This window comes from Nocardia sienata NBRC 100364, assembly GCF_001613205.1.
In the GTDB taxonomy this organism is placed as follows: Bacteria; Actinomycetota; Actinomycetes; order Mycobacteriales; family Mycobacteriaceae; genus Nocardia; species Nocardia sienata.
This window is the reverse complement of sequence record NZ_BDBX01000038.1, coordinates 81,630-104,853: the sequence shown is the minus strand read 5'-3', so window position 1 is coordinate 104,853 and position 23,224 is coordinate 81,630. Positions and strand designations below refer to the sequence as shown.

Here is a 23,224-nt window from a genome sequence, read left to right as displayed (position 1 = left end):
GGGGTCGGTGCTCGGCACGGATTCCCGCGAAATCGGTGCCCGCGGGCTCAGACGCGTTCTTTGGACCTGGTCCGCACCCGCAGCGCGATCGGCTTCTGGGTTTCGGCGAAGAAATCATTGCCCTTGTCGTCCACCACGATGAACGCCGGGAAATCCTCCACCTCGATCTTCCAGACCGCTTCCATACCCAGTTCGGGGTATTCCAGGACCTCCACCGATTTGATGCAGTCCAGGGCGAGCCGGGCGGCGGGGCCGCCGATGGAGCCGAGGTAGAAGCCGCCGTGTTCCTTACACGCCTTGGTGACCTGCGCAGACCGGTTGCCCTTGGCCAGCATCACGAACGACCCACCGGCCGCCTGGAACTGGTCGACGTAGGAGTCCATCCGGCCCGCGGTGGTCGGGCCGAAGGAACCCGAGGCGTAACCGTCGGGGGTTTTGGCCGGTCCGGCGTAGTACACGGCCATATCGCGCAGGTACCGCGGCATCTCCTCGCCCGCGTCCAGCCGCTCCTTGATCTTGGCGTGCGCGATGTCGCGGGCCACCACCAGCGGACCCGACAGCGAGAGCCGGGTCTTCACCGGGTATTTCGACAGTTCCGCGCGGATCTCGTCCATCGGCCGGTTCAGATCGACCCGCACCACATCGCCGCCGAGGATCTCGTCGGTCTGCTCGGGTAGATACTGCGCGGGTTCGCGTTCGAGCTGCTCCAGGAACACGCCCTCGGGGGTGATCTTGGCCAGCGCCTGGCGGTCCGCGGAGCAGGACACCGCAAGCGCCACCGGGCAACTCGCGCCGTGCCGGGGCAGGCGCACCACGCGGACGTCGTGGCAGAAGTACTTGCCGCCGAACTGGGCGCCGATCCCGAAGGACTGGGTCAGCTTGAAGACTTCCTGCTCGAGTTCGAGATCGCGGAAGGCGTGCCCGGTCATCGAACCCTCGGTGGGCAGGTTGTCCAGGTAGTGCGCGGACGCGTATTTGGCGGTCTTGAGCGCGAACTCGGCACTGGTACCGCCGATCACCACGGCGAGGTGGTAGGGCGGGCAGGCCGCGGTACCCAGCGAGCGGATCTTCTCGTCGAGGAATTCCAGCATCCGGGTGGGGTTCAGGATGGCCTTGGTCTCCTGGTACAGGAACGACTTGTTGGCCGAACCACCACCCTTGGCCATGTACAGGAACTTGTAGGACGGCTGCGCGGGATCACCGGGTGTGGAGTACAGCTCGACCTGCGCGGGCAGATTGGAGCCGGTGTTCTTCTCGTCCCACATGGTGAGGGGCGCGAGCTGGGAGTACCGCAGGTTCAGCTTCGTGTAGGCGTCGAACACACCGCGGCTGATCCACTCGGCATCGTCGACACCGGTGAGCACGCCTTCGGATTTCTTGCCCATCACGATGGCGGTACCGGTGTCCTGGCACATGGGCAGGATGCCGCCGGCGGAGATGTTCACGTTCTTGAGCAGGTCCAGCGCGACGAAGCGATCGTTGCCGCTGGCCTCGGGATCGTCGATGATCCGGCGTAGCTGGGCCAGATGAGCGGGCCGCAGGTAATGGCTGATGTCGTGCATCGCCTCGGCGGTCAGCAGTCGCAGCACCTCGGGGTCGACCTGCAGGAAGGTCCGGCCGCCGGATTCGAAGGTGCTGACGCCCTCGGTGGTGAGCAGCCGGTACGGGGTGTCGTCGGCGCCGATCGGAAGCAGGTCTGAATAACGGAACTCGGGCGCGGTCACCGATCGCACTCCTTTGGAGGTGGGCTGCGGGTCGAACACGACGCAGCCGCCGGTGAAGGCCACTGCGCCGGGGATCTGGCACAGCGAGCCTAGCGACCGGCGGCCTCCCCACCCCGAGTTAGGCAATCCTAAATCGTAACCCGGCGGCCGCTCCGGTGGGCGACCGTCCGAATCCGGCGCACGGTCCGCGACCCGCACACGCCGGCACCGGGCCGTCCGCCACTCCGACGAGGGGATCCGCCGGGTGCCGGTGACGAATGGCCACCGGACTACGAAACCCGCACGGCGACCGCGCTACACCGCTTCCGAGGCCGATTCCGGAAGCCGGAGCTGCGCCGACGCGTCGACGCCCAACCGGCGCTCGAACCCCTCCGGGATGACGATATCGGACCGGTCCAGGTCGGTGATCGCGGTCTTGCGCAGCCCGAGCAGCGCGGAATCGATTCCGCCACGCAGGATATCGAGCACGTTCTCCACCCCGGCCTGACCGTTGGCCGCCAGGCCCCACAGGTACGCGCGGCCGATCATCACCGCCCGCGCCCCGAGCGCCACGGCCTTGACCACATCGCTGCCGCGGCGGATCCCGCCGTCGAGCAGGATCTCGATCTCGTGGCCCACCGCGTCCGCCACCACCGGAAGAGCGCGGATGGAGGCAGGGGTGCCGTCGAGGTTGTTCCCGCCGTGGTTGGACACCGAGATGGCGGCCACACCGGCATCGACCGCGCGCCGCGCGTCGTCCACCCGCATCACGCCTTTCAGCATGACCGGCCCGTCCCACTGTTCGCAGACCCAGGCGACATCGGCCCAGTCCGGCGGGGGCGTACCCATCCACTCCCCGTAGGCGCCGAAGAAGCCCGGCGCGGGCGCCTCACCCAGCGCCATATTGGGCGCGGTGAGATCGGGCAGCGAGCCCGACTTCAGGTAGCGGGTCAGCCACCGCGGTTTCGCCACCACCTGCGGTGCGAAACTCGCCATCGTCTTGAGGTCCAGTTTCTCCGGGATCACCGGGCTGCCCCAGTCGCGGCCGTGCGAGAACGACCAGTCGAGGGTGAGGATCAGACCCACCGCGCCCGCGGCCTTCGCGCGCGCCATCCGCCCGGCGATATCGTCCTTGCTGCCGCACCAGTAGAGCTGGAAGAACGTGGCCGGGTTGGCGGCGACGACCTCCTCGACCGATTTGCTGGCGAACGAGGAGAGCCCCATGGCGGTGCCACGAGCCGCCGCGGCCCGGGCCACCGCGACCTCACCGTCGGGATGTACGGCCTGCACGCCGGTAGGTGAGATGATCACCGGCATGGAGATCGGCTGCCCCAGCACGGTGGTGGACTGGTCGCGTTCGCCGATGGGTCCGGCGACATGCGGCGCGAACCCGAGTTCACCGAAGGCGGCCTGGTTGTCGTCGATGGTCAGCCCACGTTCCGAACCGGCCACCAGCGCGCCGTACACCGATTTCGGCAACCGTTTCCTCGCCCGCCGATGCGCCTCGGCGACGGTTTCGAACCACGGATTCATGGTCGGATCCTTTCCACTGGTTCCGGCCACCACTGCCGGATCTGGTCGTACAACTGGGAGATGAGCAGGTCGAGCAGTCGGGCGCCCTCGGCCGCGGTGGCACCGGTGGGATCGCCGAGTACACCGTTGGCGCTCACCGCCGCGACCCCGCCGGCCCGCAGCCGCGGCAGGATTTCGGCGAGCGGCCGGGTGTCACCGGGTTCGGCGCGTTCGGCGCGGACGCGGTCCGGGTCGAGTGCCAGCTGCAGCGAGGTTTCGGTCCGTCCGGCGTGCGCGTCGCCGTCGTGGCGCGGTAGGAAGAGCCGGATATCGCGGGATTCGCGCCGCAGCAGGTCCACTGCCCGGCGTAAGGCCTCGATATTGCCGCCGTGCCCGTTGACCAGCACGATCCGCTCGAAGGTAGCGGTCGCGGAACGGCACAGTTCCACGATCAGCAGTTCCAGGGCCGCCAGCCCGATCGACAGCGTGCCGGGGAATCCGGCGTGCTCACCGCTGGCGCCGTAGGCGATCGCGGGGGCGACGAGCACTTCGGGACAGCGCGCGGCCGCACCGGCGCACAGCGCGGCGGCGAGATCGGTGTCGGTGGACAGCGGCAGATGCGGTCCGTGCTGCTCGGTCGCGCCCACCGGCACCAGCAGCACCGGCGCGGCCGCGCGCAACGCGGCCACGTCGGGCGATGTGAGGTCCGCCACCTTCATGCGCCGAGATTAACGTCAGTCACTGACATAATCAATAGATTCGCGTTCGGGAATGGCCCGCAGAGTACGACCCGGGAAAACAGAGGGGTACCGTCCCCGAACACCGTGGCAGCAGCGCAGTATTACCGCGTGACACCACAGCACTCCCGCGGGCGCCCGCGGGGAACCACCAAACGCGAGCTCGAGCTGATCGCGATGCGGTTGTTCAGCGAGCAGGGCTTCGACGAGACCACCGTGGAGCAGATCGCCGCCGCGGCCGGGATCAGCGGTCGCACCTTCTTCCGTTACTTCCCGGGGAAGGCGGAGGTGCTCTGGTACTCGTTCGACGACGAGGTCACCGCGCTCCGTGCCGCGTTCGCCACCGTGCCCGACGCCGAACCCATGATGGCGGCGGTCCGGCGGGTAGTGGTGAACGCCAACCGCTACCGCGCCGAGGACGTCCCGGAGTTGCGCACGCGGATGAAACTGGTGGCCGACGTACCGGCGCTGGCCGCCACCGCCGGTACCCATTACGACGCGTGGGAGCGGGCGGTGGGCGAGTTCGCCGCAGGCCGGCTCGGGGAGCCCGCCGATTCGCTCCTGCCGATGGCGGTCGGCCGCACCACGCTGGCCGCCGCCCGGGCGGCCTTCGACGCGTGGCTGGCCCGCGCGGACGCGGACCTCACTGTGTACCTCGATCGGGCGCTGGCAGCGTTGGAACAGGGTTTCACCACCCCCGGCGCGACTCCGCTCACATCGGCGCGGTAGAACCGGACCGGCAGGTTTCGCCAGTATGGGCGCGAGGGTATGACTAGGCTCGGTATCGGCACGACCGCCGGAAAATCTATGATGTACCCGACCGCCGTCGAAAGGGGCACAAGTTACATGTCCGAGGTGTCCATGGGCCTTTCGGCGGACTCATTGGCAGCGGGAGCCGTCGATAATCTGCTCCCACAGCTCGTCGAGCATCTGCGCCAGAACCGCACCGCGCTCCGTGAGGAGTGGGCTCGCCGGATCACCGAGGCCCGCCTGCTGACCGCGATGACGCCGGACGAGGTCTTCTCCGAGGCGACGTCGGTGTACGACAATTACGTCGAAGTTCTCGAAACCGGTAGCGTCGAGGCGCTGCAGGCCTATGCCCGCGACCTGTCCGAACGCATCATTCCCAGGGGCGTCGAAACCGACGAGGTTCTCGGCATGGTGCTGCTGCTGCGCGATGTGCTGGCCCGCTCGCTGTTCGAGAAGTACCAGTCCAATTTCGACCTCCTCAACGCAGTGCTCGATGCCTACGAACCGGCGGCGAACCGAATCGCCAACACGGTGGCGATTTCATTCGTGCAGGAACGCGAGCGCGTCATCCGGCAGCAGCAGGAAGCGATCCGCGAGCTGTCCACCCCCGTGCTGCAGGTGCGCGAACAACTGCTGATCCTGCCGATAATCGGCGTACTGGACAGCCAGCGGGCCCGGCAGCTCACCGAACAACTCCTTCGTGCCATCCGCAACAATCGCGCCAAGGTCGTGGTCATCGATATCACCGGTGTGCCCGATATCGACTCCACGGTGGCCAACCACCTGGTCCAGACGGTCGACGCGTCGGGTTTGATGGGCGCCAGCGTCATCATGACCGGCTTGTCCTCGGAGATCGCGCTGACACTGGTCACCATCGGTCTGGACCTGTCGAAGATGAACGCGGTCGGCGATCTGCAGGGCGGTATCGAGGAAGCGGAGCGGTTACTGGGCTACGAAGTGTCCAGAGTGACCGAGCGCAGCGAACGCGATTCGCGCTGACCGGAAACCACCATGCCAGTACCGATACTCAAACAGGGCACCTATCTGATCGCGTCGGTGCAGTCGGCGCTGACCGATGCCGACACCGAGCGGTTACAGGACGATCTGATGAAGCAGGTCAGCAAATACCGCGCGCAGGGCATCATCGTCGACGTGACAGCCATCGATGTGATGGATTCCTTCGCGGCCAGATCCCTGCGCACCATCGCGCACATGACCCAGCTGCGCGGTGCCGAAACCGTCATCGTGGGCCTGCAACCCGAGGTCGCGTTCGCCATGGTGCAGCTCGGCCTCACCTTCGAGGACATGCACACCGCACTGGATCTCGAGGAGGGCTTGGCCTGGCTGAACCACAAGGCTTCGCGACGCCAGCACCGAGATGGTCGTGACAGTGCCCGCTGAACAGGTGGTTATCGCGGTGAAGATGTCGAACGACATCGTGACCGCACGTCAGGCCGGGCGTGAGCTGGCCGAGGAACTCGGCTTCACACTCACCGACCGGACCATGATCTCCACGGCGATCTCGGAGGTCGCGCGGAATATCACCAGTTACGCCGGTAGCGGCGAGATCCGGCTGCAGGTCGACGAGCGCGACGGCCGCCGCGCCCTGGTGGTCCAGGCCAAGGACCAGGGCCCCGGCATCATCGATATCGCCCGGGCCATGGAGGACGGCTATTCGACCGGTCTGGGCCTGGGGCTCGGTCTCCCCGGTGCCAAACGGCTGATGGACGGTATGGCCATCGAATCCACGCCCGGCCGAGGCACTTTGGTGGAGATGTGGAAGTGGGTACCCCACGGTGCATGAGGACGGGTACATCGGCCGGATCGAATGGGCGATGGCCGGCCGCCCCCTCCCCGGACAGGATGTGTCCGGGGATCGGTGTGTCGTCCTGGACACCGGTACCGGCACCGTATTGTTCGCGGTACTCGACGGTCTCGGCCACGGAGCGGCCGCGGCCGCCGCGGTGGACCGCGCGACCCGGGTGCTCGCCGAGAACCGCGCCGAGCCACTGGACGTGCTGATGGTGCTGTGCCATCGGGCCATGTCCGATACTCGTGGCGCCGCGGTCACCCTGGCTTTGTTCGGCGCGGAGGAAACGCAGTGGCTGGGTGTCGGAAATATCGACTCGATCGTGCTGACCGCGGGCCCCACCGGGCCGCAGGTCAGCGCCACCGCGTTACAGAGCGGGGGGATCGTCGGATATCGCCTGCCGTCCACCTTGCAACCGCAGACCGTTGCGCTGCGGCCGGGCGATCTGCTGCTGATGTCCACCGACGGGGTGGAGGCGGAGCCGGGCCAGGGTGTGGATCTCGCGAAATCCACCGCCGATATCGCCCAAGAGCTCCTGAGCCGGCACGCCAAGGACACCGACGACGCCCTGGTGCTCGCGGCGCGGGCACGGGGCGTACCGAACGGAACCGCCCAGCGAGAAGCGTCGTGATCCGGCGAGGCCGGCCATGAGCGCCGTGCTCGCGGCGTTCCTGGACGCCTACGCCGACGCATTGCGCCGCCATCTCGCCGACCCGGAGGGCGACGGCCTGGCCGAAGGGCACGAGCTGGGCCGCCGGGCGCTGGTCGAGGGCATCAGCCTGCTCGATCTCACCGAGCACCACTTCCGGGTCGTGAAACAGGTACAGGCCGAGACGGCCGGGTCGCAGGACGCGGGCCGCGTGGAGAATCCGCTCGCCGAGGACGCGCTCGAATTTCTGCTGCAGACCCTGATCACGCTGGATGTCGCCACCCGCGGCTACCTGGACGGCACCCGCCGGTACGAGCAGCAGCGCTCCCGGGCCGACGATCTGGCCGGGCGCGACGAGTTCCGTACCGCCCTGGTCGAATCGCTGCAGGACGGGTTCTTCGTCGCCGATGCCCGCGGCACCATCATCGAGGTGAACAAGGCGTTCGGCGAACTCACCGGCTACGGTGCGGTCGGCGTGCCCTATCCGCTGCCGCATCCCTGGTCGATCCCGGAGGGCCCACGCTATCCCGATCTGGGCACCGAGGCGTCCCGTTTCGTGGTCCCGATCCAGCATCGGGACGGCCGCCGCCGCTGGATCGCGGTGAGTACCAGCGCGCTGGTCAAGCCCGACGGCGAGGAGCACATCTTTGTCGGCACCGTCCGCGATGTCACCGCCGAACACGACGCCCAGGCCCGCGACCAGGCCGCGAACCGGCTGGCGACCGCACTGGCCGCGGCCACCACGGTCGCCGAGGTTCTCGAGGTGGGGCTGGACGAGTTGCGGCGCACGGTCGGCGCGGAGACCGCGGTGGTGGCGGTCTGGACCGGTCTCACCGCGCCGGAGGTCTACATTTCCGGTAATCCCCCGGCCGCCGCAGGCGGTTCCCGGCTCGAACCGGCGACAGAGGCGATCCTCAAACGCGCCCGCGTCCGGCCCGGTCGCACGCTCATCGCTGTCCCGGAAGGCGCGGGCAGCGCGCAGGGCATCGTGGCGCCGCTCGGCGAGAAGAGCGATGCCGCGCTATGGCTGCGCTTCGCCGTCCCGCGAGTCGTCGATGCCGCCGACTGGACACTGTTCTCGCTGCTCATCGGGCATCTGAGCCTGGCCGTCCAGCGGGCTCGCAACTTCGATCAGGCGCGTTCCACCTCGCTGACCCTGCAGCGCGCCATGCTGGGCCCCATCGAACTCCCGCCGCGGTTCTCGGTGCACTACGAACCGGCCCTGCCGCCGCTCGAGATCGGCGGCGACTGGTACGACGTGGTACCGCTGCCCGACGGCACCATCGGCGTGGTGGTCGGCGACTGTGTGGGCCGTGGTCTGTCCGCGGCCGTGGTGATGGGCCAGTTGCGTACCGCCGCCCGGGCGCTGCTGCTGCGCGGCGCCGGACCGGCGCAGCTGCTCACCGAACTCGACCCGGTGGCGGCCCGGATTCCGGGGGCGCTGTGCACCACCGTCTGCGCCGCGGTGCTGGATCCGGTGCGCGGGCTGGTGCGGTACAGCAACGCGGGCCATATGCCGCCGATCCTGGCCGATGTGGACAAGACCGGGCGGATGCTCGAGGGCGGCCGGTCGGTGCCGCTGGCGACCTTCGAAACCCCGCGCCGCCCGGAGGCCACCACCCCACTGCCGCCCGGATCGACCCTGGTGTTGTTCACCGACGGCCTGGTGGAACGCCGCGGTGAGGATATCGACGAGGGATTCACCAAGATCGCCACCGTCTTGGCCGACACCGCCGAGAAGTTACCGCGCCAGGTAGCCGACTCGGTGCTGTCGGCGCTGCGGCCCGAAGGCGGCTACGACGACGATATCGCCATGGTGGTCTACCGGCAGCCGCCCGCCCCGCTCCGGCTCGATGTACCGGCCCGCCCGGACCGGCTGGCCATGCTGCGTCGTACGCTGACAGCATGGCTGTCGTCCGCGGCGGTACCGCACAACCTCACCTCGGACCTGGTGGCCGCCACCAACGAGGCGTGCAGCAACAGTATCGAACACGCCTATCGCAACGGCGGCGGTGACGCCGAACGGGTGGTGCTCACCGCCGAATGCGTCGGCGACCGGGTGGTCATCGAGACCACCGACACCGGGACCTGGCGTCCGCGTCCGGCCGATCCGGGACCGCGAGGTCGCGGCATCGATATGATGCGGGCGCTCACCGAAGAACTCGAGATAGATCACCACCTGGGGCCCGGAACCCGGGTACGGATGTCGGTCACGCTTCCGGCGATCACGTTCCCGGTGGCCAGCGCCCTGCGCGGGACCGGAAAACGGCCCGGCGGGGATACGATGCAGCGAGATCGAGAGACTCATGGCAGATTGTGAAGATGTGACCAATACTCCTCCAGACGCGAACCCGCTCACGGATACGATGACGACCTCGGTCGCCGACCACGACGGTGTCACCGTGCTCACGGTGACCGGGGAGGTCGACCTCGCCACGGCTCCTGCCCTGGAGACCGCGATCGACGCCGCCCTCGACGCCGAGCCGGCCGGCCTGGTCGTCGACCTGGCCGCCGTGAGCTTCCTGGCATCGGCCGGGATGGCCGCGCTGGTCGCCGCCCATCAGCGGGCCGGTGACAAGACCACCATCGCCCTGGTGGCCGATGGACCCGCCACCAGCCGGCAGCTCAAGATGACCGCCCTGGACCAGGTCTTCGCCCTGCACACGACACTGGATGCGGCACTGGCCGGCTTCCGGGCGGGCTGAATCGCAGGTAACGGCTCGGGCCGGGCCGGCGGAACGTTCCGCCGGCCCGGCCCGAGCCGCTTCCGTCTGCGGGATCAGTCGCAGATCGCGCGGAACTGTTCGATCAGCTTGACCCGGTCGGCCGGTGTCGCGGCCAGCGGCGCGACATTGAGCACCGTGACCCCCGCTTCGGCGAATGCGGCGACCCGTTCCTTCACATATCCGGCCGGCCCGATCAGCGAGATATCGCGGACCAGCGCATCCGGAACCACCTGTGTCGCTTCGTCTTTCTTGCCCGCCAGGTACAGTTCCTGGATCCGGTCGGCCTCCGCGCCGTAACCGTAACGGGTGGCGAGGGTGTGGTAGAAGTTCTTGCCTTTGGCACCCATTCCACCTATGTAGAGCGCCAGCATGGGTTTCACGAATCCGAGGAGCGGTTCCACGTCCTCCCCGATGGCCAGGGCCGGACCGGCGTAGATATCGAGCGGGCCGAGTTCCGGATCGCGCCGGTCCTTTCCGGTACGCAAGGCGTCACCGAAGACGGCCTCGGCGCGTTCGGGCAGGAAGAAGATCGGCTGCCAGCCCTCGGCGACCTCCGCGGCCAGTGCCACGTTCTTGGGGCCCAGCGCCGCGAGCAGCACCGGAATACGTTCGCGTACTGGATGATTGATCAGCTTCAGCGGTTTGCCCAGACCGGTGCCGGTCCCTTCCGGGAGCGGGATCTGGTAGTACTTGCCCTGGTAGTCCAGCCGTTCCCGGCGCCAGACCTTGCGGCAGATCTCCACGAGTTCGCGGGTCCGTCCGATCGGCGCATCATAGGGCACCCCGTGGAATCCCTCGATGACCTGGGGACCGGAGGCGCCCAGGCCGAGCACGAACCGGCCGTCGGAGACGAAATCCAGACCCGCCGCGGTCATCGCGGTCAGCGTGGGCGTCCGGGTGTAGAGCTGCAGAATCCCCGACGCCAGCTGCAACCGGGAGGTCTTGGCGGCGAGATAGCCCAGGGCGCTCACCGCGTCGAAGGAGTACGCCTCGGGCACGAACACGATGTCGAGTCCGGCGCGCTCCAGATCGGCCACTTCGGCCGCCGCCTCGGTGAAACCACCCGAGTAGTTGATGCTCAATCCGATCCGCATGCCCTCAACATAATCCCGGCTACGGGGTGGCCACGCACCGGCCACGCCGGTCGACGCGGTAGGTTGAACCCGATAGCGCAGCGAACAGTGCAGCAAACTGCTGGCAATTATGATCGAGAAAGGCCGAATCGTGTCGGAGCCCACCCAATCGCCACAGCACACCGCCAGCGGTTTCGCGGGTTCACCGATCGGTGACTACCTGGGCGAACTCGCGGCGAAGGTACCGGCCCCGGGTGGCGGCGCGGTGGCCGCGCTGCACGCCGCGCAGGCAGCCGCACTGGTCGCCATGGTCGCGCGCTACACCACCCGGGCCAAGGACGCCGACCATCGGCCGGCGATCGACCGCATCGTCGCGGCCGCCGATATCGCCCGCGAGCGCGCACTGACGCTGGCCGACGCCGACGCCGAGGCCTTCACCGCCGTCGGCGCCGCCTACAAGCTGCCCAAGAGCACCGACAGCGAAGCCGCCGCCCGGACGGCGGCAATCCACGAAGCGCTACTGGAGGCGGCCCGGGTCCCCGCCGCGGTGATCGACGCCGCCGACCAAATCCTCGCCCTGGCAATCGAATTGCTGCCGATCGGAAATCCGAACGTGGTTACCGATATCGGCGCGGCCGCCGCGGCGGCCCGGGCCGCCGCGGTGACCTCCCAACTCAATATCGAGATCAATGTCGTCTCGCTTCCGGAGGAACACACCACCGCTTTCACCGAGACGCTGGCGCGGATCGAGGAAATCACCGGCCGCGCCGAAACACTGCACCAAGAGGTACTTCGTGCGGTTCGCGGCGGGTGATTCGGGTACACATATCAGCACGCGCGAAATTAACCAGGTTTATGCCGAACTGGGATTATTCGAGATCAAGTGCAGAACGGAGCACGCGTAGAATGGGCTTCGTTCCTGATATTCACACTGCTCCACCGCTCGACCCAGGCTCGAGCAGCTAGACCGGCCGGCGGGGCACCGGCGGCCGGGGAACTGTTTGCCCCAGCTCGACGAGTGCAGGAGGTAACGGTGAGGATCGGGTACACATCGGCTCCGGTCGCGGCGGAACTCCCCGACCCAGGTATCGATGTCATCACCGAACACGGAGTCGTATCCAATATCGCCGACTGTTCGGCGGATCCAGGAGTGTTGACGCTCGGCCAGGCCCGGCGCGCACACGATATCCACCGGCTCTGTTCTCCCGAATGCCAGGTCCGCAGACGGGCCCGTCTCACCTTGGCCATCGCTTCGGCCGCCCCGGATCGTCCCACATTCGGCATTTCGCCCGGGCGGGCCGCGCACTACGGCGATTGATTCCCGCGTGACGGGTGGAAACGGCGACCCGTCACGCCTCTTTCCGGCGCCCGGTATTCCGGCGCGCTTTCGATAGCGGTACCGAACTCGCAACGAATGGTTCTCTAGCAGCTCCACCCATTGGCCGGGTGGCGATTGGCGTATGCCGCGCGGCCACCAGTAGAGGAGGAAGAGTTGAGCACCATATTCACGAATGCGGAATCCGAATCGGATACTCCGGCGCGAAAACCGCGGCGCGCCCGGTTCGGTGGTAACGGCCGGCACCACCCGCTGAACATCGTGTTGGTGGCCCCGCCCTATTTCGATGTTCCGCCGGCCGGTTACGGCGGCGTCGAGGCCGTGGTCGCCGAACTCGCCGACACCCTGATCGCGCGCGGTCACCGGGTGACGCTGCTGGGCGCCGGAAAGCCGGGAACCGAAGCGGAATTCGTCCCGGTCTGGGAGAGTACGCAGGCCGAACGGCTGGGCGATCCCTTCCCGGAAGTGGTCAATGCGCTCAAGGTGCGGCGTGTGGTGGAGAAACTGGCCCGCTCCCGGCATATCGATATCATCCATGACCATACTTTCGCCGGCCCGTTGAACGCCCCCGCCTACGAGGCGCTGGGCATTCCGACCGCGGTTACCGTGCACGGGCCGGTCGACAACGATATGTGGGAGTACTACGGCGCCCTCGACGAACACACCCGCCTCATCGCGATCAGCGATCGGCAGCGTGAACTGGCGCCGAGTTTCAACTGGATCGGCCGGGTGCACAATGCGCTGCGGCCCAGCGAATGGCCCTTCCGGACCGAGAAACAGGACTACGCGCTGTTCCTCGGCCGTTACGCCTCCTACAAGGGCCCGCATCTGGCGTTGCGCGCCGCGCACGAGGCCGGGATCAAGCTGATCCTCGCCGGTAAATGCAACGAGCCGCCCGAGAAGGCGTTCTTCGCCCAGGAGATCCAACCCCTGCTCACCGATTCCGACCACGTCTTCGGGGAAGCCGACGCGGTCGCCAAACGGGAACTGCTCGCGGGCGCCCGCTGCCTGCTGTTCCCCATCCGGTGGGAGGAGCCGTTCGGCATCGTGATGATCGAGGCCATGGCCTGCGGCACTCCGGTGGTGGCGCTGCGCGGGGGCGCGGTCGAGGAAGTGATCGAGCACGGCGTCACCGGCTTCATCTGCGATCACCCCGACGAATTGCCCGCGGCCATCGCCCGCGCCGGCGAACTGGACCCGCACGCCTGCCGGCGCCGCGTCGAAGATTATTTCGGCGTGGATCAGCTGGGTGCCGGGTACGAGACGGCCTATTACCGCATACTCGATGCGTGGGACGAAGCCCACAGCAGGAGCCAGGCATTGACCGCCGTCGGTACGCGCCGCTCTCCGGTACCCGAGATACGCGCCGACGCCGGCACGACACCGGTATGGAGTAGGGCATGAACGCACCGCCGAGAATTCTCAACTCCGGCCAGCCCGCCGCCATCAATGGCGGCGGGGGGACGGTGACCCTGGTCGAGGCGAGCACCTTCTGCTTGTCCGACCCCCTCGGCGATATCCATTCCGGCACTTCACAGGGCCTGTTCTACCGGGACTCCCGGGTGATATCCCGGTGGGAGCTGCGGCTGGACGGGCAACCGGCCGAACACCTCACGGTGCTCACGCCGGAGGCCTTCAAAGCCCGGTTCATCCTGCGCAAACCCCCGCGCGCCGGCGTCGCCGACAGCACCGTGCTGGTGGTACGCCGGCGCCTCATCGGCAACGGGCTCAAGGAGAAGATCGCCGTGCACAACCTCGGGCACGAGGACACGGCGATGACCATCACCCTGTTCGTCGATTCCGATTTCGCCGACCTGTTCGCGGTCAAAGAGGGCCGTAACCACGGCGGCGGGGCCGAACACAACGCCGTCGACGGCGATCTGCACCTGACCGACCATGCCGAACCCGGACGCGGCCTGACGATCAGCGCCACCGCCGGAGCGGTCATGCTGCCCGGCACCATCACCTGGCAGGTGGTGGTGCCGGCCCGAGGCCGCTGGGATACCGAGATCCTGGCCCAGCCGGTCATGTCGCACCGCCGGGTGCAGATGGCGTTCGGCGACAACGAGGACAGCCCGATCAGCCGGTTGAAGGCGTGGCGTGCCACCGCCACCGACCTCACCGCGACCGATCCGGCCCTGTCGGAGGTCCTGCAGCGCACCGAGGGCGATCTCGGCGCGCTGCGCATCGACGGCAGCACCGACGGCGCGCCGGCGTATGTGGCAGCCGGCGCCCCGTGGTTCATGGCCTTGTTCGGCCGGGACAGCCTGCTCACCTCGTGGATGGCGCTGCCACTGGATTCCGCGCTCGCGGTCGGCACCTTGCGTCGGCTGGCGGATCTGCAGGGCAAGAAGGTCAACCCGATCACCGAGGAAGAACCCGGGCGCATCATGCACGAGATGCGGCACGGCCCGGCCAGCGGCCAAGTACTCGGCGGGACGGTCTACTACGGTTCGGTCGACGCGACACCGCTGTTCGTGATGCTGCTCGCCGAATGCTGGCGCTGGGGCGCGGACGACCAGGTCGTCCGCGAACTGCTCCCGGCCGCCGACGCGGCCCTGGCCTGGATCGATGAGTACGGCGACGCCGACGGCGACGGGTTCGTCGAATACCGCCGTAAAACCGATCGAGGCCTGAGCAACCAGGGCTGGAAGGACAGTTTCGACGCGATCAACGACGCAACCGGCCATCTGGCCGAACCGTCCATCGCGTTGTGCGAGGTACAGGGCTATGTGTACGCGGCGCGGCTGGCCCGTGCCCAGCTCGCCGATCATTTCGGCGATACCGGCACCGCCGCGCGGCTGCGGGAGCAGGCCGAAAATCTCAAGGACCGGTTCGACGAGGCGTTCTGGGTCGCCAAGAACGGCTGGTACGCCGTGGCCCTGGACGGCCAGAAGAACCAGGTCGACGCGCTGACCAGCAATGCCGCCCAATGCCTGTGGACCGGCATCGTGTCCGACGAGCGCGCCGCCGAACTCATCGAACGGCTGGCCGATGGGTGTATGGACAGCGGGTTCGGCCTGCGTACCCTCGCCGCCGGAATGGGCGCCTACAACCCGATGAGCTATCACAACGGCTCGGTGTGGCCGCACGACACCGCGATCGCGGTGGCCGGCCTGCTGCGTTACCGGCATATCGCCGGCGCCTCCGACCTGGCCGAGCGCCTCACCACCGGCCTGCTCGACGCGGCCAACGACTTCGGCGGCAGGCTGCCGGAACTGTTCTGCGGCTTCGCCCGGACCGAGTTCCGCTCGCCGGTGCCCTACCCCACCTCCTGCTCCCCGCAGGCGTGGGCGAGCGCGGCGCCGCTGCTGCTGGTGCGGTCTTTCCTCGGATTGTCGCCGTGTGTACCGAATCGTGTCCTGCGGGTGACCCCCCAGTTGCCCCGGGAATGGGGCAAGGTGGGTCTGACCGACCTGCGACTGGGTTCTGCCACGGTGAGCATCCACGCCGAAGGCTCCACCATGCACGTCCACGGGCTGCCCGACGACTGGGAACTCGTCACCGAATAGCAATCACGCGGTGTGTCTACATCCCGAACGGGTGCCGGGACGATATCTTGGGTGGTTGGGTTGATCATGGCCCCTTAGGATGGACGTTTGTCCACCAGTCGTCCGTAAGGGGTGGAACCATGAATATCGTTGCCCGGCACCTTTTTCTAGCGATCGCGATCGCATTCTCGCTGGCCGTCGCCCCCGCCGGGGCGAACGCCATGACGATCGCTCCGCCCGGCCCGGCGCCCGTGGCCTCACTGACGCCCTCCGACGGCGCTCTCGTCGGCATCGCCCACCCGGTCACCGTCCGGTTCGCCGACGCGGTCACCGATCGGGGCCGGGCCCAACAGTCGCTGTCGGTCACCGCCGGCGATCGGCTGCCCGGAACCTACACCTGGCGCGGTGACCGGGAACTGACCTGGACACCCACCGGATATCTGCCGGCGAACAGCACGCTCACCGTGAATTTCGGTGACCACCGCACTCAGTTCCAGACCAACGGCGGGGTGATCGCCGACGCGAACATGTCCACCCACACCTTCACCGTCAGCATGGGCGGCGTGGTGGTGCGCATCATGCCCGCGTCCATGGGCAAGCCCGGTTTCGAGACGCCCACCGGCACCTACCCGGTGCTGGAGAAGTTCCGCAACATCATTTTCGATTCCCGGACCATCGGGATCCCGCTGGACTCCCCGGAGGGCTACCTGATCGACGGAGAGTGGGCCGAGCGACTCACCTGGGGCGGTGTCTTCGTCCATTCCGCGCCCTGGTCGGTCGATCAGCAGGGCAACTCCAATGTGAGCCACGGGTGTATCAATCTGGCTCCCCACGACGCCTCGTGGTACTACGAGAACGTCGGTATCGGCGATCCGGTGAACATCCACTGGTGATCGGGCGCGCCCGGTGCGCCCGGCGCCCGACCCCACGCTGCGGTCCGGTCGCCGATCCACTAGAACAATGAAGAGCGATCGCGCGTCGTGAACCGATGAAGGGGGCCGCGCCATGGACCGACCGCCCTCGGGTCCCACCGGCGGGGAACAGTACCCCCGGGACAACACCGACCCACCCCGGGAGCCGGACTCGCACACCCCACCCGGCTCGGGATACGCGCCCCCGGACCCCGGTTCTCCGGACCACAACACCCGGCCACCCGGCCGACGGGACCCGTACCCGCCACCCACCCCCACAGCCACGGACCCGGATCCGTACGACCGGCACGCCGACCTGTACCGCCCGCACTACGGCGATCCGGCCGACCCGGCGGTACCGGCCGATTCGATGCCGACCGAACCCATACCGGTGCTCCGGCTGCCTGGATGGGACAGCGGCAATGCCCGCTACGAGGGCTCGTGGTCGGACTGGGTCGCCCGGGCGAGCGCCGACGTGCCCGAACCCGAAGGCGTTGCGCCGGAGAATTCCGATGCGATCCCGTTGCCTACCACCGAACAACCGCCCGAGGCCGCCGGCACCACCGGCGTGACCCGGGCCGAACCGGAGGCGCCCACCACGGACACCTCCGCCGCGGGCGCCCGGGAACGCCTGCGTCGGCGGCTGACCCCACCCGGGCCCCCCACCTCGGCGCCGGCCCAGGCCACGGCCGCAACCTCCGCCCGGAGCCGGGCGCTTCCGGTGCTGCTGGGGGTCGCGGGGGTCGCGGCCCTCGGCGCTGCCGCATATGTGCAGTTCGCGGTCATCGGCGGCGACGAACCGCGCGCCCCCACCGCAGCGGCACCCAGCGCTACGGTGCCCGCCGCACCCGGCGCCGACCCGCACTGCGTGGCCGAGCGGGTCGGCAATACCGTGCAGGGCAACGAAGCGGGCGGCACCGATTCGGGGCCCTCGGCCATTTTCGGGTTCCAGCACGCCTACTACGTCGCACGCTCCGGGGAGCAGGCCCGCGCGCTGGTCGCGGGGGACGCCGCCGTCCCGCCGGCCGCCGATATCCAGCGCGGTATCGACACCATCCCGGAGGGGACCACCTACTGCGTCCGGATCGCTCCCGGCGCGTTCGTCGGCCAGTACACCGTCACCGTCACCGAATACCGGCCCGGATCGGCGCCGCTGGGATACAACCCGCAACTGGTCACGACGATGCGAATCGGTGACCGGACCTTGATCACCGGTATCGGCCCCATGCCCTGAGTGCCACGATTCGGCCCGGATCGGCGGACGAGGTGGCCCGGCGCGCTCGCGAGGCGCAGACTCGGAAGATGGACGCCATCGGTACGGCCCGGGTGCCCGATCATCCGACAGTTCAGGCCGCGTTGTCCCTGGCCCGACGCGCGCCGTCGGTGCACAATACGCAACCGTGGCGCTGGGTGTTCGACGGTCATCGGTTGCATCTGCACCGCGATACCAGCCGGCAGCTTTTCTCGGCCGACCCGCAGGGCAGACAACTGACCATCAGCTGCGGGGCCATCCTCGACCACACCCGGATCGCATTCGCGGCGGCGGGCTGGGACACCGAGGTGATCCGGCTGCCCGATACCGCGCCCGACCACCTCGCCACCGTCGGCTTCGCTCCGGCCACCGAGGTCTCCGACACCGCCCGGGCCCGCGCCACGGCCATCGAGCGGCGCTACACCGACCGGCTGCCGATGCTGCCGCCCCGCGACTGGGACCGGATCGAGCCGGGCCTGCGCGCGGCGGCCGGTGCCCGCCGGACCCAGCTCGAGGTGCTGGGCGATTCCGCCCGGCTCCGCCTGGCCGCCGCGTCGGCTCGATCGGCCGCGCTGCGCGAATACGACCCGCAATACCTGAACGAGTTGCACTGGTGGGCGGGCAACAACTCCCCCGCCGACGGGGTGCCGATCTCCGCACTGGTCTCGGCGGCGGAAGCGGCGCAGGTCGGGGTGGGCCGCGCCTTTCCCACCGCGCCGCCCTCGCTACGGCGCGGTGAGCTGACCGATGCCTCGCGGCTGCTGGTGCTCGGTTCGGCAACCGACAGTCCCCTGGACTGGCTGCGGGCCGGGGAGGCCCTGTCCGCGGTGCTGCTGGACTGCACAGTCGCCGGGCTGTCGACCTGCCCACTGACCCATATCACCGAGGTTCCGGTGAGTCGGCGCGCCATTGCGACCCTGCTCCCCGAGCCCGCGATTCCGCAAGTCGTGGTTCGGGTGGGCATCGCGCCCACCGCGGCGGCCCAACCCCCGACACCGCGGCGTACTGTCGCCGATTTCCTGGAACTGCACCGCACCGCCTGACCGGCATAATCGCGAGCACGGCCTCGCCCTTCGCGATCTCGGCGCCGCCGAGCGCCAGAACCTCGACCGCGTAGCGCACCGGGTACTGCTTGTTCGATCGGCGAACTACCGAATGCCGGCCACACTGATCGGCGGGCTCTTGGGGAAGGTAACCGGAAGCGATACCAACGACCGGTTGAACGGCCCGGGCCGCCAGCGCAACTCGTGGGGAGGTACCGCCAATTCCAGCTCCGGAAGCGCGTCCAGCAGTTGATCGATCGCGTCCTGCACGATCAGCAGGGCCCCCGGACGGATAGGACAGGCGTGTGGGCCGGTGCCGAATGCCAGATGGGACCGGTTGTCGGTGAAGTCGCCGGTGCGGATGGCCGGATCGTTATTGCAGCCGGCCATACTGATCAGCACCGGTTGATGTGCGGGCAACCACACGTCCTCGATGAGGATCGGTTGCCGCGGATAACTGATGCAATAGTTGGCCATCGGCGGATCGTTGAACAGCACCTCGTCCAGCGCGTCCCGGGTGGACAGGCTCCCGTCCAGGACGCCTGCCGCGAACCGTTCGTCGGTCAGCATCAGCAGCAGCGTGTTCACGATCAGATTCTGCGTCGGCTCGATACCCGCGCCGTAGAGCGTCACGAGCTGGTGGATCATTTCCTCGTCGTCCAGATTCGCCGAGTGCTCCACCAGCCGGCTGGTCACATCGGCGCCCGGTTCGGCCCGTTTGAGGCGGGTCAGTTCCAGCAACGCCTCGGACAGCATCCGGCTGCCCGCCGCGGCATCGACCGTATCGAACATCGCCGCCATCCCGGTAGCCGCGCGTTGCCCGATTTCGGGCGAACAGCCGATCAATTCGTTGAGCGTGGCGAAGATCAGCGGGAGCGCGAACTGGCTGATCACATCGCAATGACCGTCCGCGCAGAACGAGTTGATCAGCGGAATCGCATGGGCTTCCACAGTCTGGTGCAGCCGGTGCAGGTCGATCTGGTTCAGTGCCGACGCGGCCGCCGACCGATATCGCACATGGTCACGACCGGCACTGCGGAGAGGGTTGGGCCGCCACTCCATCATCGGCCGGATCGGTGAGTCGGCCGGGATATTGCGTTCCCACATTCGCGGATCGGCCGGGAAATGGTCCGGGTCGTTCAGAATTCGCAGGGCGGTGTGATAGCCGATCACCAGGGTGGCGGGCACGCCCGGGGCCAGCTCCACCGGCACCAGCGACCCGAAACGCTGTCGCATTTCCCGGTACACCCGGTGTGGATCGGCGGCGTACTCCGCGGAGTACAGAGGGATACGTGGGCCGTCGAAATCTATCGGCGCTACGGCCGACAGAAGGTCGCTATCGATATTCAACGTCTGCTGGTTCCTGCGGCTGTGGTCTGCGGCCGGCCTGCCGACCGCGGGGGCTGAATTCGCGACTCTACCTCGAACCTTCCATACGCGAACGAGTTTCGCAGCCCCGCACCATGGTCCGACCCGCCCGATGACCGTGGCCCCGCCCGGCCCGCGGCTCGGCACGCACACCGGCCCGGCTCCGTGGTCCGGCCCCGGCCGGGTGGGATCGCCGGAACACGCGGGCGGGGACCACGGTCGTCGGGTCACCCTATCCGGATCGGCGGACTCTCCGGGAAGGTGACCGGCAGCGCTACCAGCGCTCGATGGAACGGCCCGGGCCGCCAGCGCAACTCCGTACGCGGCACCGCGAGCCGCATTTCCGGCACCGCGTCCAGCAGCTGATCGATGGCGTCCTGAACCACCAGCAGAGCCACCGAGCGGGCCGGGCAGCTGTGCTGGCCCACACTGAATGCCAGATGCGACCGGTTGTAGTTCGGCCCGTCGGTTTTGATCACGGGATCGTTGTTGCAGGCTGTCATGCTGATCACTACCGGCTGGTGCGCCGGTAACCAGATCCCGTCGATCAGGATCGGCTGCCGCGGATAACTGATGCAGTAGTTGGCCATCGGCGGATCGTTGAACAGCACCTCGTCCAGCGCGTCGCGCGTGGAGAGGCTTCCGTCGAGCACCTCGGCCGCGAATCGCTCATCGGTCAGAATCAGCAGCAGCGTGTTCACGATCAGGTTCTGCGGCGGCTCGGTGCCCGCGCCGTACAACAGCGCCAGCTGCTGCCGGGTCTCCTCGTCGCTCAACTGCACCGGATGCCGGACCAGCCGGGTGGTGATGTCGTCACCGGGCTGGACCCGTTTCAGCCGGGCCAGTTCCAGCAGCGCATCGGCCTGGGTGGCGTTGCCCTCGGCCGCGTCGACCGTGTCGAACATGGCCGCCAGGCCGCTTGCCGCACGGTGCCCGAGTTCGGGCGGGCAGCCGAGCATGGCGTTGAGAGTGGCGAAGATCAGCGGGGAGGCGTACTGCCCGACCACATCGCAGTAGCCGTCGCCACAGAACGAGTTGATCAGCGTGACCGAGATCTGCTCGATGGTGGAACGCAATTCGTGCAGGTCGATCTCGCCGATCGCCGAGACCGCGGCCGACCGGTAGCGGACCCGCTCCTGCCCTACGGTGCGCAGCGGATTGGGCCGGTATTCCATCATGGGCAGGACCGGGCAGTCCGCGGGGACGCCGCGCTCCCACACCCGGGGGTCGGCGGGAAAATGGTCCGGGTCGTTCAGAATTCGCAGGGCGGTGTGATAGCCGATCACCAGGGTGGCCGGTACGCCCGGGGCCAGCTCCACCGGAGCCAGCGACCCGAAACGCTGCCGCATCTCCCGGTACACCTTGTGCGGATCGGCGGCGAACTCCTCTGAATACAGGGGAACGTAGGGGCCGACGGAATCCACCGGGGAGCCGTGGATCATCCAGCGTGGATCGGAAACGCGGTACTGATCATGTTGTGCTGTGGTCAAGACATCACACTCCGAGGTTCGTATGAATCGGCGAATAGTGCGTTTTCGCAGACCTATCCGCCGACCCATACATCTCGCTCAGCGACGTCCGCGACGAGCCATCAGCATGAAGTTGTAGTAACCAGAACCTTTTACGCTACCGGCTTCAGCCCAGGTACACAGGCAATTCCTGGTGACCGTTGGAAACGAAGCTCACCACCGGCTTCAGTTCGGAGACCTCGACGGCCAGCCGGATATCCGGGAACCTCCGGAACAGTGCGGGCAGCGCCAGCTCGCCCTCCATCCGGGCCAGCGGCGCACCGATGCAGTGGTGCGCCCCGTGGCCGAAGGACACATGATCCTTGACCGACCGGGTCACGTCGAAGATATCGGCGGTGGCGCCGTGGATCTTCGGGTCGCGGCCGGCCGCGGCGTAGGAGGCCAGGATGGCTTCGCCCTTGCCGATCCGCAGTCCCTCGATCTCGATGTCCTCCACGGCGTACCGCAGCGGCAGATGCGCCACCGGAGCCTGGTAACGCAGGGTTTCCTCCACCACCTCCGACCAGCTCACCGCACCGGCCAGGGCGGCCGCGCGCTGCTCCGGATGGGTGAGCAGTGCGACGATGGCCTGATCGAGGAGGTTGACCGTCGTCTCGTGACCGGCATTGATGACGAGCATCAGGGTTTCGACGATCTGCTTCTCGGTGAGCTGCGAACCGTCCTCGTCGCGACTGCTGATCATCACGCTGGTGATGTCGTCACCGGGATTGTCGCGCCGATAGGCGACCAGTTCGGTCACCAGACCGTACATCTCGACGAAGTTGGCCTGCGCCCCCGCCTGATCGATCGTGGTGTCGAAGTACCGGTCCACACAGACGCGCAGACCCGCGCCGAGGGTTTCCGGTACCCCCAGCAGTTCGGTGATCACCTGGATCGGCACGGGATAGGCGTAGCCTTCGCGCAGGTCGACGACCTGGCCCGCGGGCACGGCGGCCAGCCGGTCGAGCAGATCGGCGACGAGCGCTTCCACGCGCGGGCGCAGCGCCGCGGTCCGCCGGTGGGTGAACGCCGGGGAGACCAGCCGACGCAGCCGACGATGGTCTGCTCCGTAGGCGGTGAACATGTTCTCCACCGCGATCCAGGGCAGCAGCGGCCAGTCCTCGGTGATCTCACCGTTCACGAACGCCGCCCAATGCTGGCGCGGATCCTTGGATACCCGCGGATCGGCCAGCAGACTTTTCAGGACCGTCGCGTCGGTGACCGACCACGCGGGCACGTTACCCGGCAACTCGATCAGCGCGGCGGGACCCTGGGCACGCAACCTCGCCGCTTCCCCTTGGGTATCGGCACCGGCCATATCCAGGACGATGGGTTGGCGTTCCAACGACTGTCTC

The 23,224-nt window shown here is 68.0% G+C and carries 21 protein-coding genes; 14 read left to right on the top strand and 7 right to left on the bottom strand.

Going from position 1 to position 23,224, the window contains the following annotated elements; translation table 11 throughout:
• Positions 1-47 precede the first annotated feature (47 nt).
• From NS4_RS20800 to mftE, 3 genes are all read right to left on the bottom strand, one after another.
• Entirely contained in the window at positions 48-1,724 is a 1,677-nt protein-coding gene (locus tag NS4_RS20800) for a fumarate hydratase (RefSeq protein ID WP_063061239.1), read from the bottom strand.
• 294 nt (positions 1,725-2,018) lie between these two features.
• A complete protein-coding gene (gene mftD / locus NS4_RS20795) occupies positions 2,019-3,236 on the bottom strand; it encodes a pre-mycofactocin synthase MftD (protein WP_063061188.1) in 1,218 nt (405 codons plus the stop codon).
• A complete protein-coding gene (mftE, locus tag NS4_RS20790; protein WP_063061187.1) occupies positions 3,233-3,934 on the bottom strand; it encodes a mycofactocin biosynthesis peptidyl-dipeptidase MftE in 702 nt (233 codons plus the stop codon). The genes mftD and mftE overlap by 4 nt, the downstream gene beginning before the upstream one ends.
• 129 nt (positions 3,935-4,063) lie before the next feature.
• Between mftE and mftR the strand changes: the two genes are divergently transcribed.
• The 7 genes from mftR (at position 4,064) to NS4_RS20755 (ending at position 9,866) form a co-directional block, all read left to right on the top strand.
• The gene (gene mftR, locus NS4_RS20785; protein WP_063061186.1) at positions 4,064-4,681 is read left to right on the top strand and encodes a mycofactocin system transcriptional regulator MftR; all 618 of its coding nucleotides are present in this window, start codon (positions 4,064-4,066) and stop codon (positions 4,679-4,681) included.
• A 117-nt stretch (positions 4,682-4,798) separates the two neighbouring features.
• Positions 4,799-5,701 (top strand): STAS domain-containing protein, encoded by a 903-nt coding sequence (locus NS4_RS20780; RefSeq protein ID WP_063061185.1) that lies wholly within the window; start codon positions 4,799-4,801, stop codon positions 5,699-5,701.
• Positions 5,702-5,713: 12 nt separating this feature from the next.
• Positions 5,714-6,103 carry an STAS domain-containing protein gene (locus NS4_RS20775; RefSeq protein WP_030521383.1) on the top strand — a complete coding sequence of 130 codons (390 nt, stop codon included), beginning with the start codon at positions 5,714-5,716 and terminating at the stop codon, positions 6,101-6,103.
• Entirely contained in the window at positions 6,081-6,506 is a 426-nt protein-coding gene (locus tag NS4_RS20770) for an anti-sigma regulatory factor (protein ID WP_063061184.1), read from the top strand. The genes NS4_RS20775 and NS4_RS20770 overlap by 23 nt, the downstream gene beginning before the upstream one ends.
• Positions 6,499-7,143 (top strand): SpoIIE family protein phosphatase, encoded by a 645-nt coding sequence (locus tag NS4_RS20765; protein WP_084487548.1) that lies wholly within the window; start codon positions 6,499-6,501, stop codon positions 7,141-7,143. Before NS4_RS20770 ends, NS4_RS20765 begins: the two co-directional genes overlap by 8 nt.
• A gap of 16 nt (positions 7,144-7,159) precedes the next feature.
• Positions 7,160-9,481, top strand: coding sequence for a SpoIIE family protein phosphatase (locus tag NS4_RS20760; protein ID WP_063061183.1), 2,322 nt, complete (start codon positions 7,160-7,162; stop codon positions 9,479-9,481).
• Between the two features lie 46 nt (positions 9,482-9,527).
• Positions 9,528-9,866, top strand: a complete 339-nt coding sequence (locus NS4_RS20755) for an STAS domain-containing protein (protein WP_030521387.1) — start codon at positions 9,528-9,530, stop codon at positions 9,864-9,866.
• 74 nt (positions 9,867-9,940) lie between these two features.
• Here the strand turns inward: NS4_RS20755 and NS4_RS20750 are convergent, their stop codons facing one another.
• A complete protein-coding gene (locus NS4_RS20750) occupies positions 9,941-10,981 on the bottom strand; it encodes an LLM class F420-dependent oxidoreductase (RefSeq protein ID WP_063061182.1) in 1,041 nt (346 codons plus the stop codon).
• A gap of 130 nt (positions 10,982-11,111) precedes the next feature.
• Between NS4_RS20750 and NS4_RS20745 the strand changes: the two genes are divergently transcribed.
• The 7 genes from NS4_RS20745 to NS4_RS20715 all read left to right on the top strand — a co-directional run bounded on the left by NS4_RS20745 (position 11,112) and on the right by NS4_RS20715 (position 18,993).
• A complete protein-coding gene (locus NS4_RS20745; protein WP_063061237.1) occupies positions 11,112-11,774 on the top strand; it encodes a cyclodeaminase/cyclohydrolase family protein in 663 nt (220 codons plus the stop codon).
• A gap of 219 nt (positions 11,775-11,993) precedes the next feature.
• On the top strand, positions 11,994-12,278 hold the full coding sequence (locus tag NS4_RS20740) for a hypothetical protein (RefSeq protein ID WP_157106147.1): 285 nt from the start codon (positions 11,994-11,996) through the stop codon (positions 12,276-12,278).
• A gap of 270 nt (positions 12,279-12,548) precedes the next feature.
• Positions 12,549-13,700 (top strand): glycosyltransferase family 4 protein, encoded by a 1,152-nt coding sequence (locus NS4_RS20735; protein ID WP_245665595.1) that lies wholly within the window; start codon positions 12,549-12,551, stop codon positions 13,698-13,700.
• The gene (locus NS4_RS20730; RefSeq protein ID WP_063061179.1) at positions 13,697-15,808 is read left to right on the top strand and encodes an amylo-alpha-1,6-glucosidase; all 2,112 of its coding nucleotides are present in this window, start codon (positions 13,697-13,699) and stop codon (positions 15,806-15,808) included. The genes NS4_RS20735 and NS4_RS20730 overlap by 4 nt, the downstream gene beginning before the upstream one ends.
• Before the next feature lie 119 nt (positions 15,809-15,927).
• A complete protein-coding gene (locus NS4_RS20725) occupies positions 15,928-16,680 on the top strand; it encodes a L,D-transpeptidase (RefSeq protein ID WP_063061178.1) in 753 nt (250 codons plus the stop codon).
• A 112-nt stretch (positions 16,681-16,792) separates the two neighbouring features.
• A complete protein-coding gene (locus NS4_RS20720; RefSeq protein ID WP_063061177.1) occupies positions 16,793-17,932 on the top strand; it encodes a DUF8176 domain-containing protein in 1,140 nt (379 codons plus the stop codon).
• A gap of 68 nt (positions 17,933-18,000) precedes the next feature.
• On the top strand, positions 18,001-18,993 hold the full coding sequence (locus tag NS4_RS20715; RefSeq protein WP_063061176.1) for an Acg family FMN-binding oxidoreductase: 993 nt from the start codon (positions 18,001-18,003) through the stop codon (positions 18,991-18,993).
• Between the two features lie 105 nt (positions 18,994-19,098).
• On the opposite strand, the gene NS4_RS20710 is transcribed toward NS4_RS20715, so the two are convergent.
• From NS4_RS20710 to NS4_RS20700, 3 genes are all read right to left on the bottom strand, one after another.
• Positions 19,099-20,343 (bottom strand): cytochrome P450, encoded by a 1,245-nt coding sequence (locus NS4_RS20710; RefSeq protein ID WP_063061175.1) that lies wholly within the window; start codon positions 20,341-20,343, stop codon positions 19,099-19,101.
• 245 nt (positions 20,344-20,588) lie between these two features.
• The gene (locus NS4_RS20705; RefSeq protein WP_063061174.1) at positions 20,589-21,803 is read right to left on the bottom strand and encodes a cytochrome P450 family protein; all 1,215 of its coding nucleotides are present in this window, start codon (positions 21,801-21,803) and stop codon (positions 20,589-20,591) included.
• Between the two features lie 193 nt (positions 21,804-21,996).
• Positions 21,997-23,214 (bottom strand): cytochrome P450 family protein, encoded by a 1,218-nt coding sequence (locus NS4_RS20700; RefSeq protein WP_063061173.1) that lies wholly within the window; start codon positions 23,212-23,214, stop codon positions 21,997-21,999.
• Positions 23,215-23,224 lie beyond the last annotated feature (10 nt).

What these genes read in the sequence shown, in the direction of transcription:
- NS4_RS20775 (WP_030521383.1), top strand. Translation starts at nt 5,714, where the DNA reads ATGCCAGTACCGATACTCAAACAGGGCACCTATCTGATCGCGTCGGTG.
- NS4_RS20715 (WP_063061176.1), top strand. Translation starts at nt 18,001, where the DNA reads ATGGACGCCATCGGTACGGCCCGGGTGCCCGATCATCCGACAGTTCAG.
- NS4_RS20770 (WP_063061184.1), top strand. Translation starts at nt 6,081, where the DNA reads ATGGTCGTGACAGTGCCCGCTGAACAGGTGGTTATCGCGGTGAAGATG.
- NS4_RS20720 (WP_063061177.1), top strand. Translation starts at nt 16,793, where the DNA reads ATGGACCGACCGCCCTCGGGTCCCACCGGCGGGGAACAGTACCCCCGG.
- NS4_RS20755 (WP_030521387.1), top strand. Translation starts at nt 9,528, where the DNA reads ATGACGACCTCGGTCGCCGACCACGACGGTGTCACCGTGCTCACGGTG.
- NS4_RS20760 (WP_063061183.1), top strand. Translation starts at nt 7,160, where the DNA reads ATGAGCGCCGTGCTCGCGGCGTTCCTGGACGCCTACGCCGACGCATTG.
- mftE (WP_063061187.1), bottom strand. Translation starts at nt 3,934, where the DNA reads ATGAAGGTGGCGGACCTCACATCGCCCGACGTGGCCGCGTTGCGCGCG.
- NS4_RS20750 (WP_063061182.1), bottom strand. Translation starts at nt 10,981, where the DNA reads ATGCGGATCGGATTGAGCATCAACTACTCGGGTGGTTTCACCGAGGCG.
- NS4_RS20780 (WP_063061185.1), top strand. Translation starts at nt 4,799, where the DNA reads ATGTCCGAGGTGTCCATGGGCCTTTCGGCGGACTCATTGGCAGCGGGA.
- NS4_RS20705 (WP_063061174.1), bottom strand. Translation starts at nt 21,803, where the DNA reads ATGATCCACGGCTCCCCGGTGGATTCCGTCGGCCCCTACGTTCCCCTG.
- NS4_RS20725 (WP_063061178.1), top strand. Translation starts at nt 15,928, where the DNA reads ATGAATATCGTTGCCCGGCACCTTTTTCTAGCGATCGCGATCGCATTC.
- mftD (WP_063061188.1), bottom strand. Translation starts at nt 3,236, where the DNA reads ATGAATCCGTGGTTCGAAACCGTCGCCGAGGCGCATCGGCGGGCGAGG.
- NS4_RS20730 (WP_063061179.1), top strand. Translation starts at nt 13,697, where the DNA reads ATGAACGCACCGCCGAGAATTCTCAACTCCGGCCAGCCCGCCGCCATC.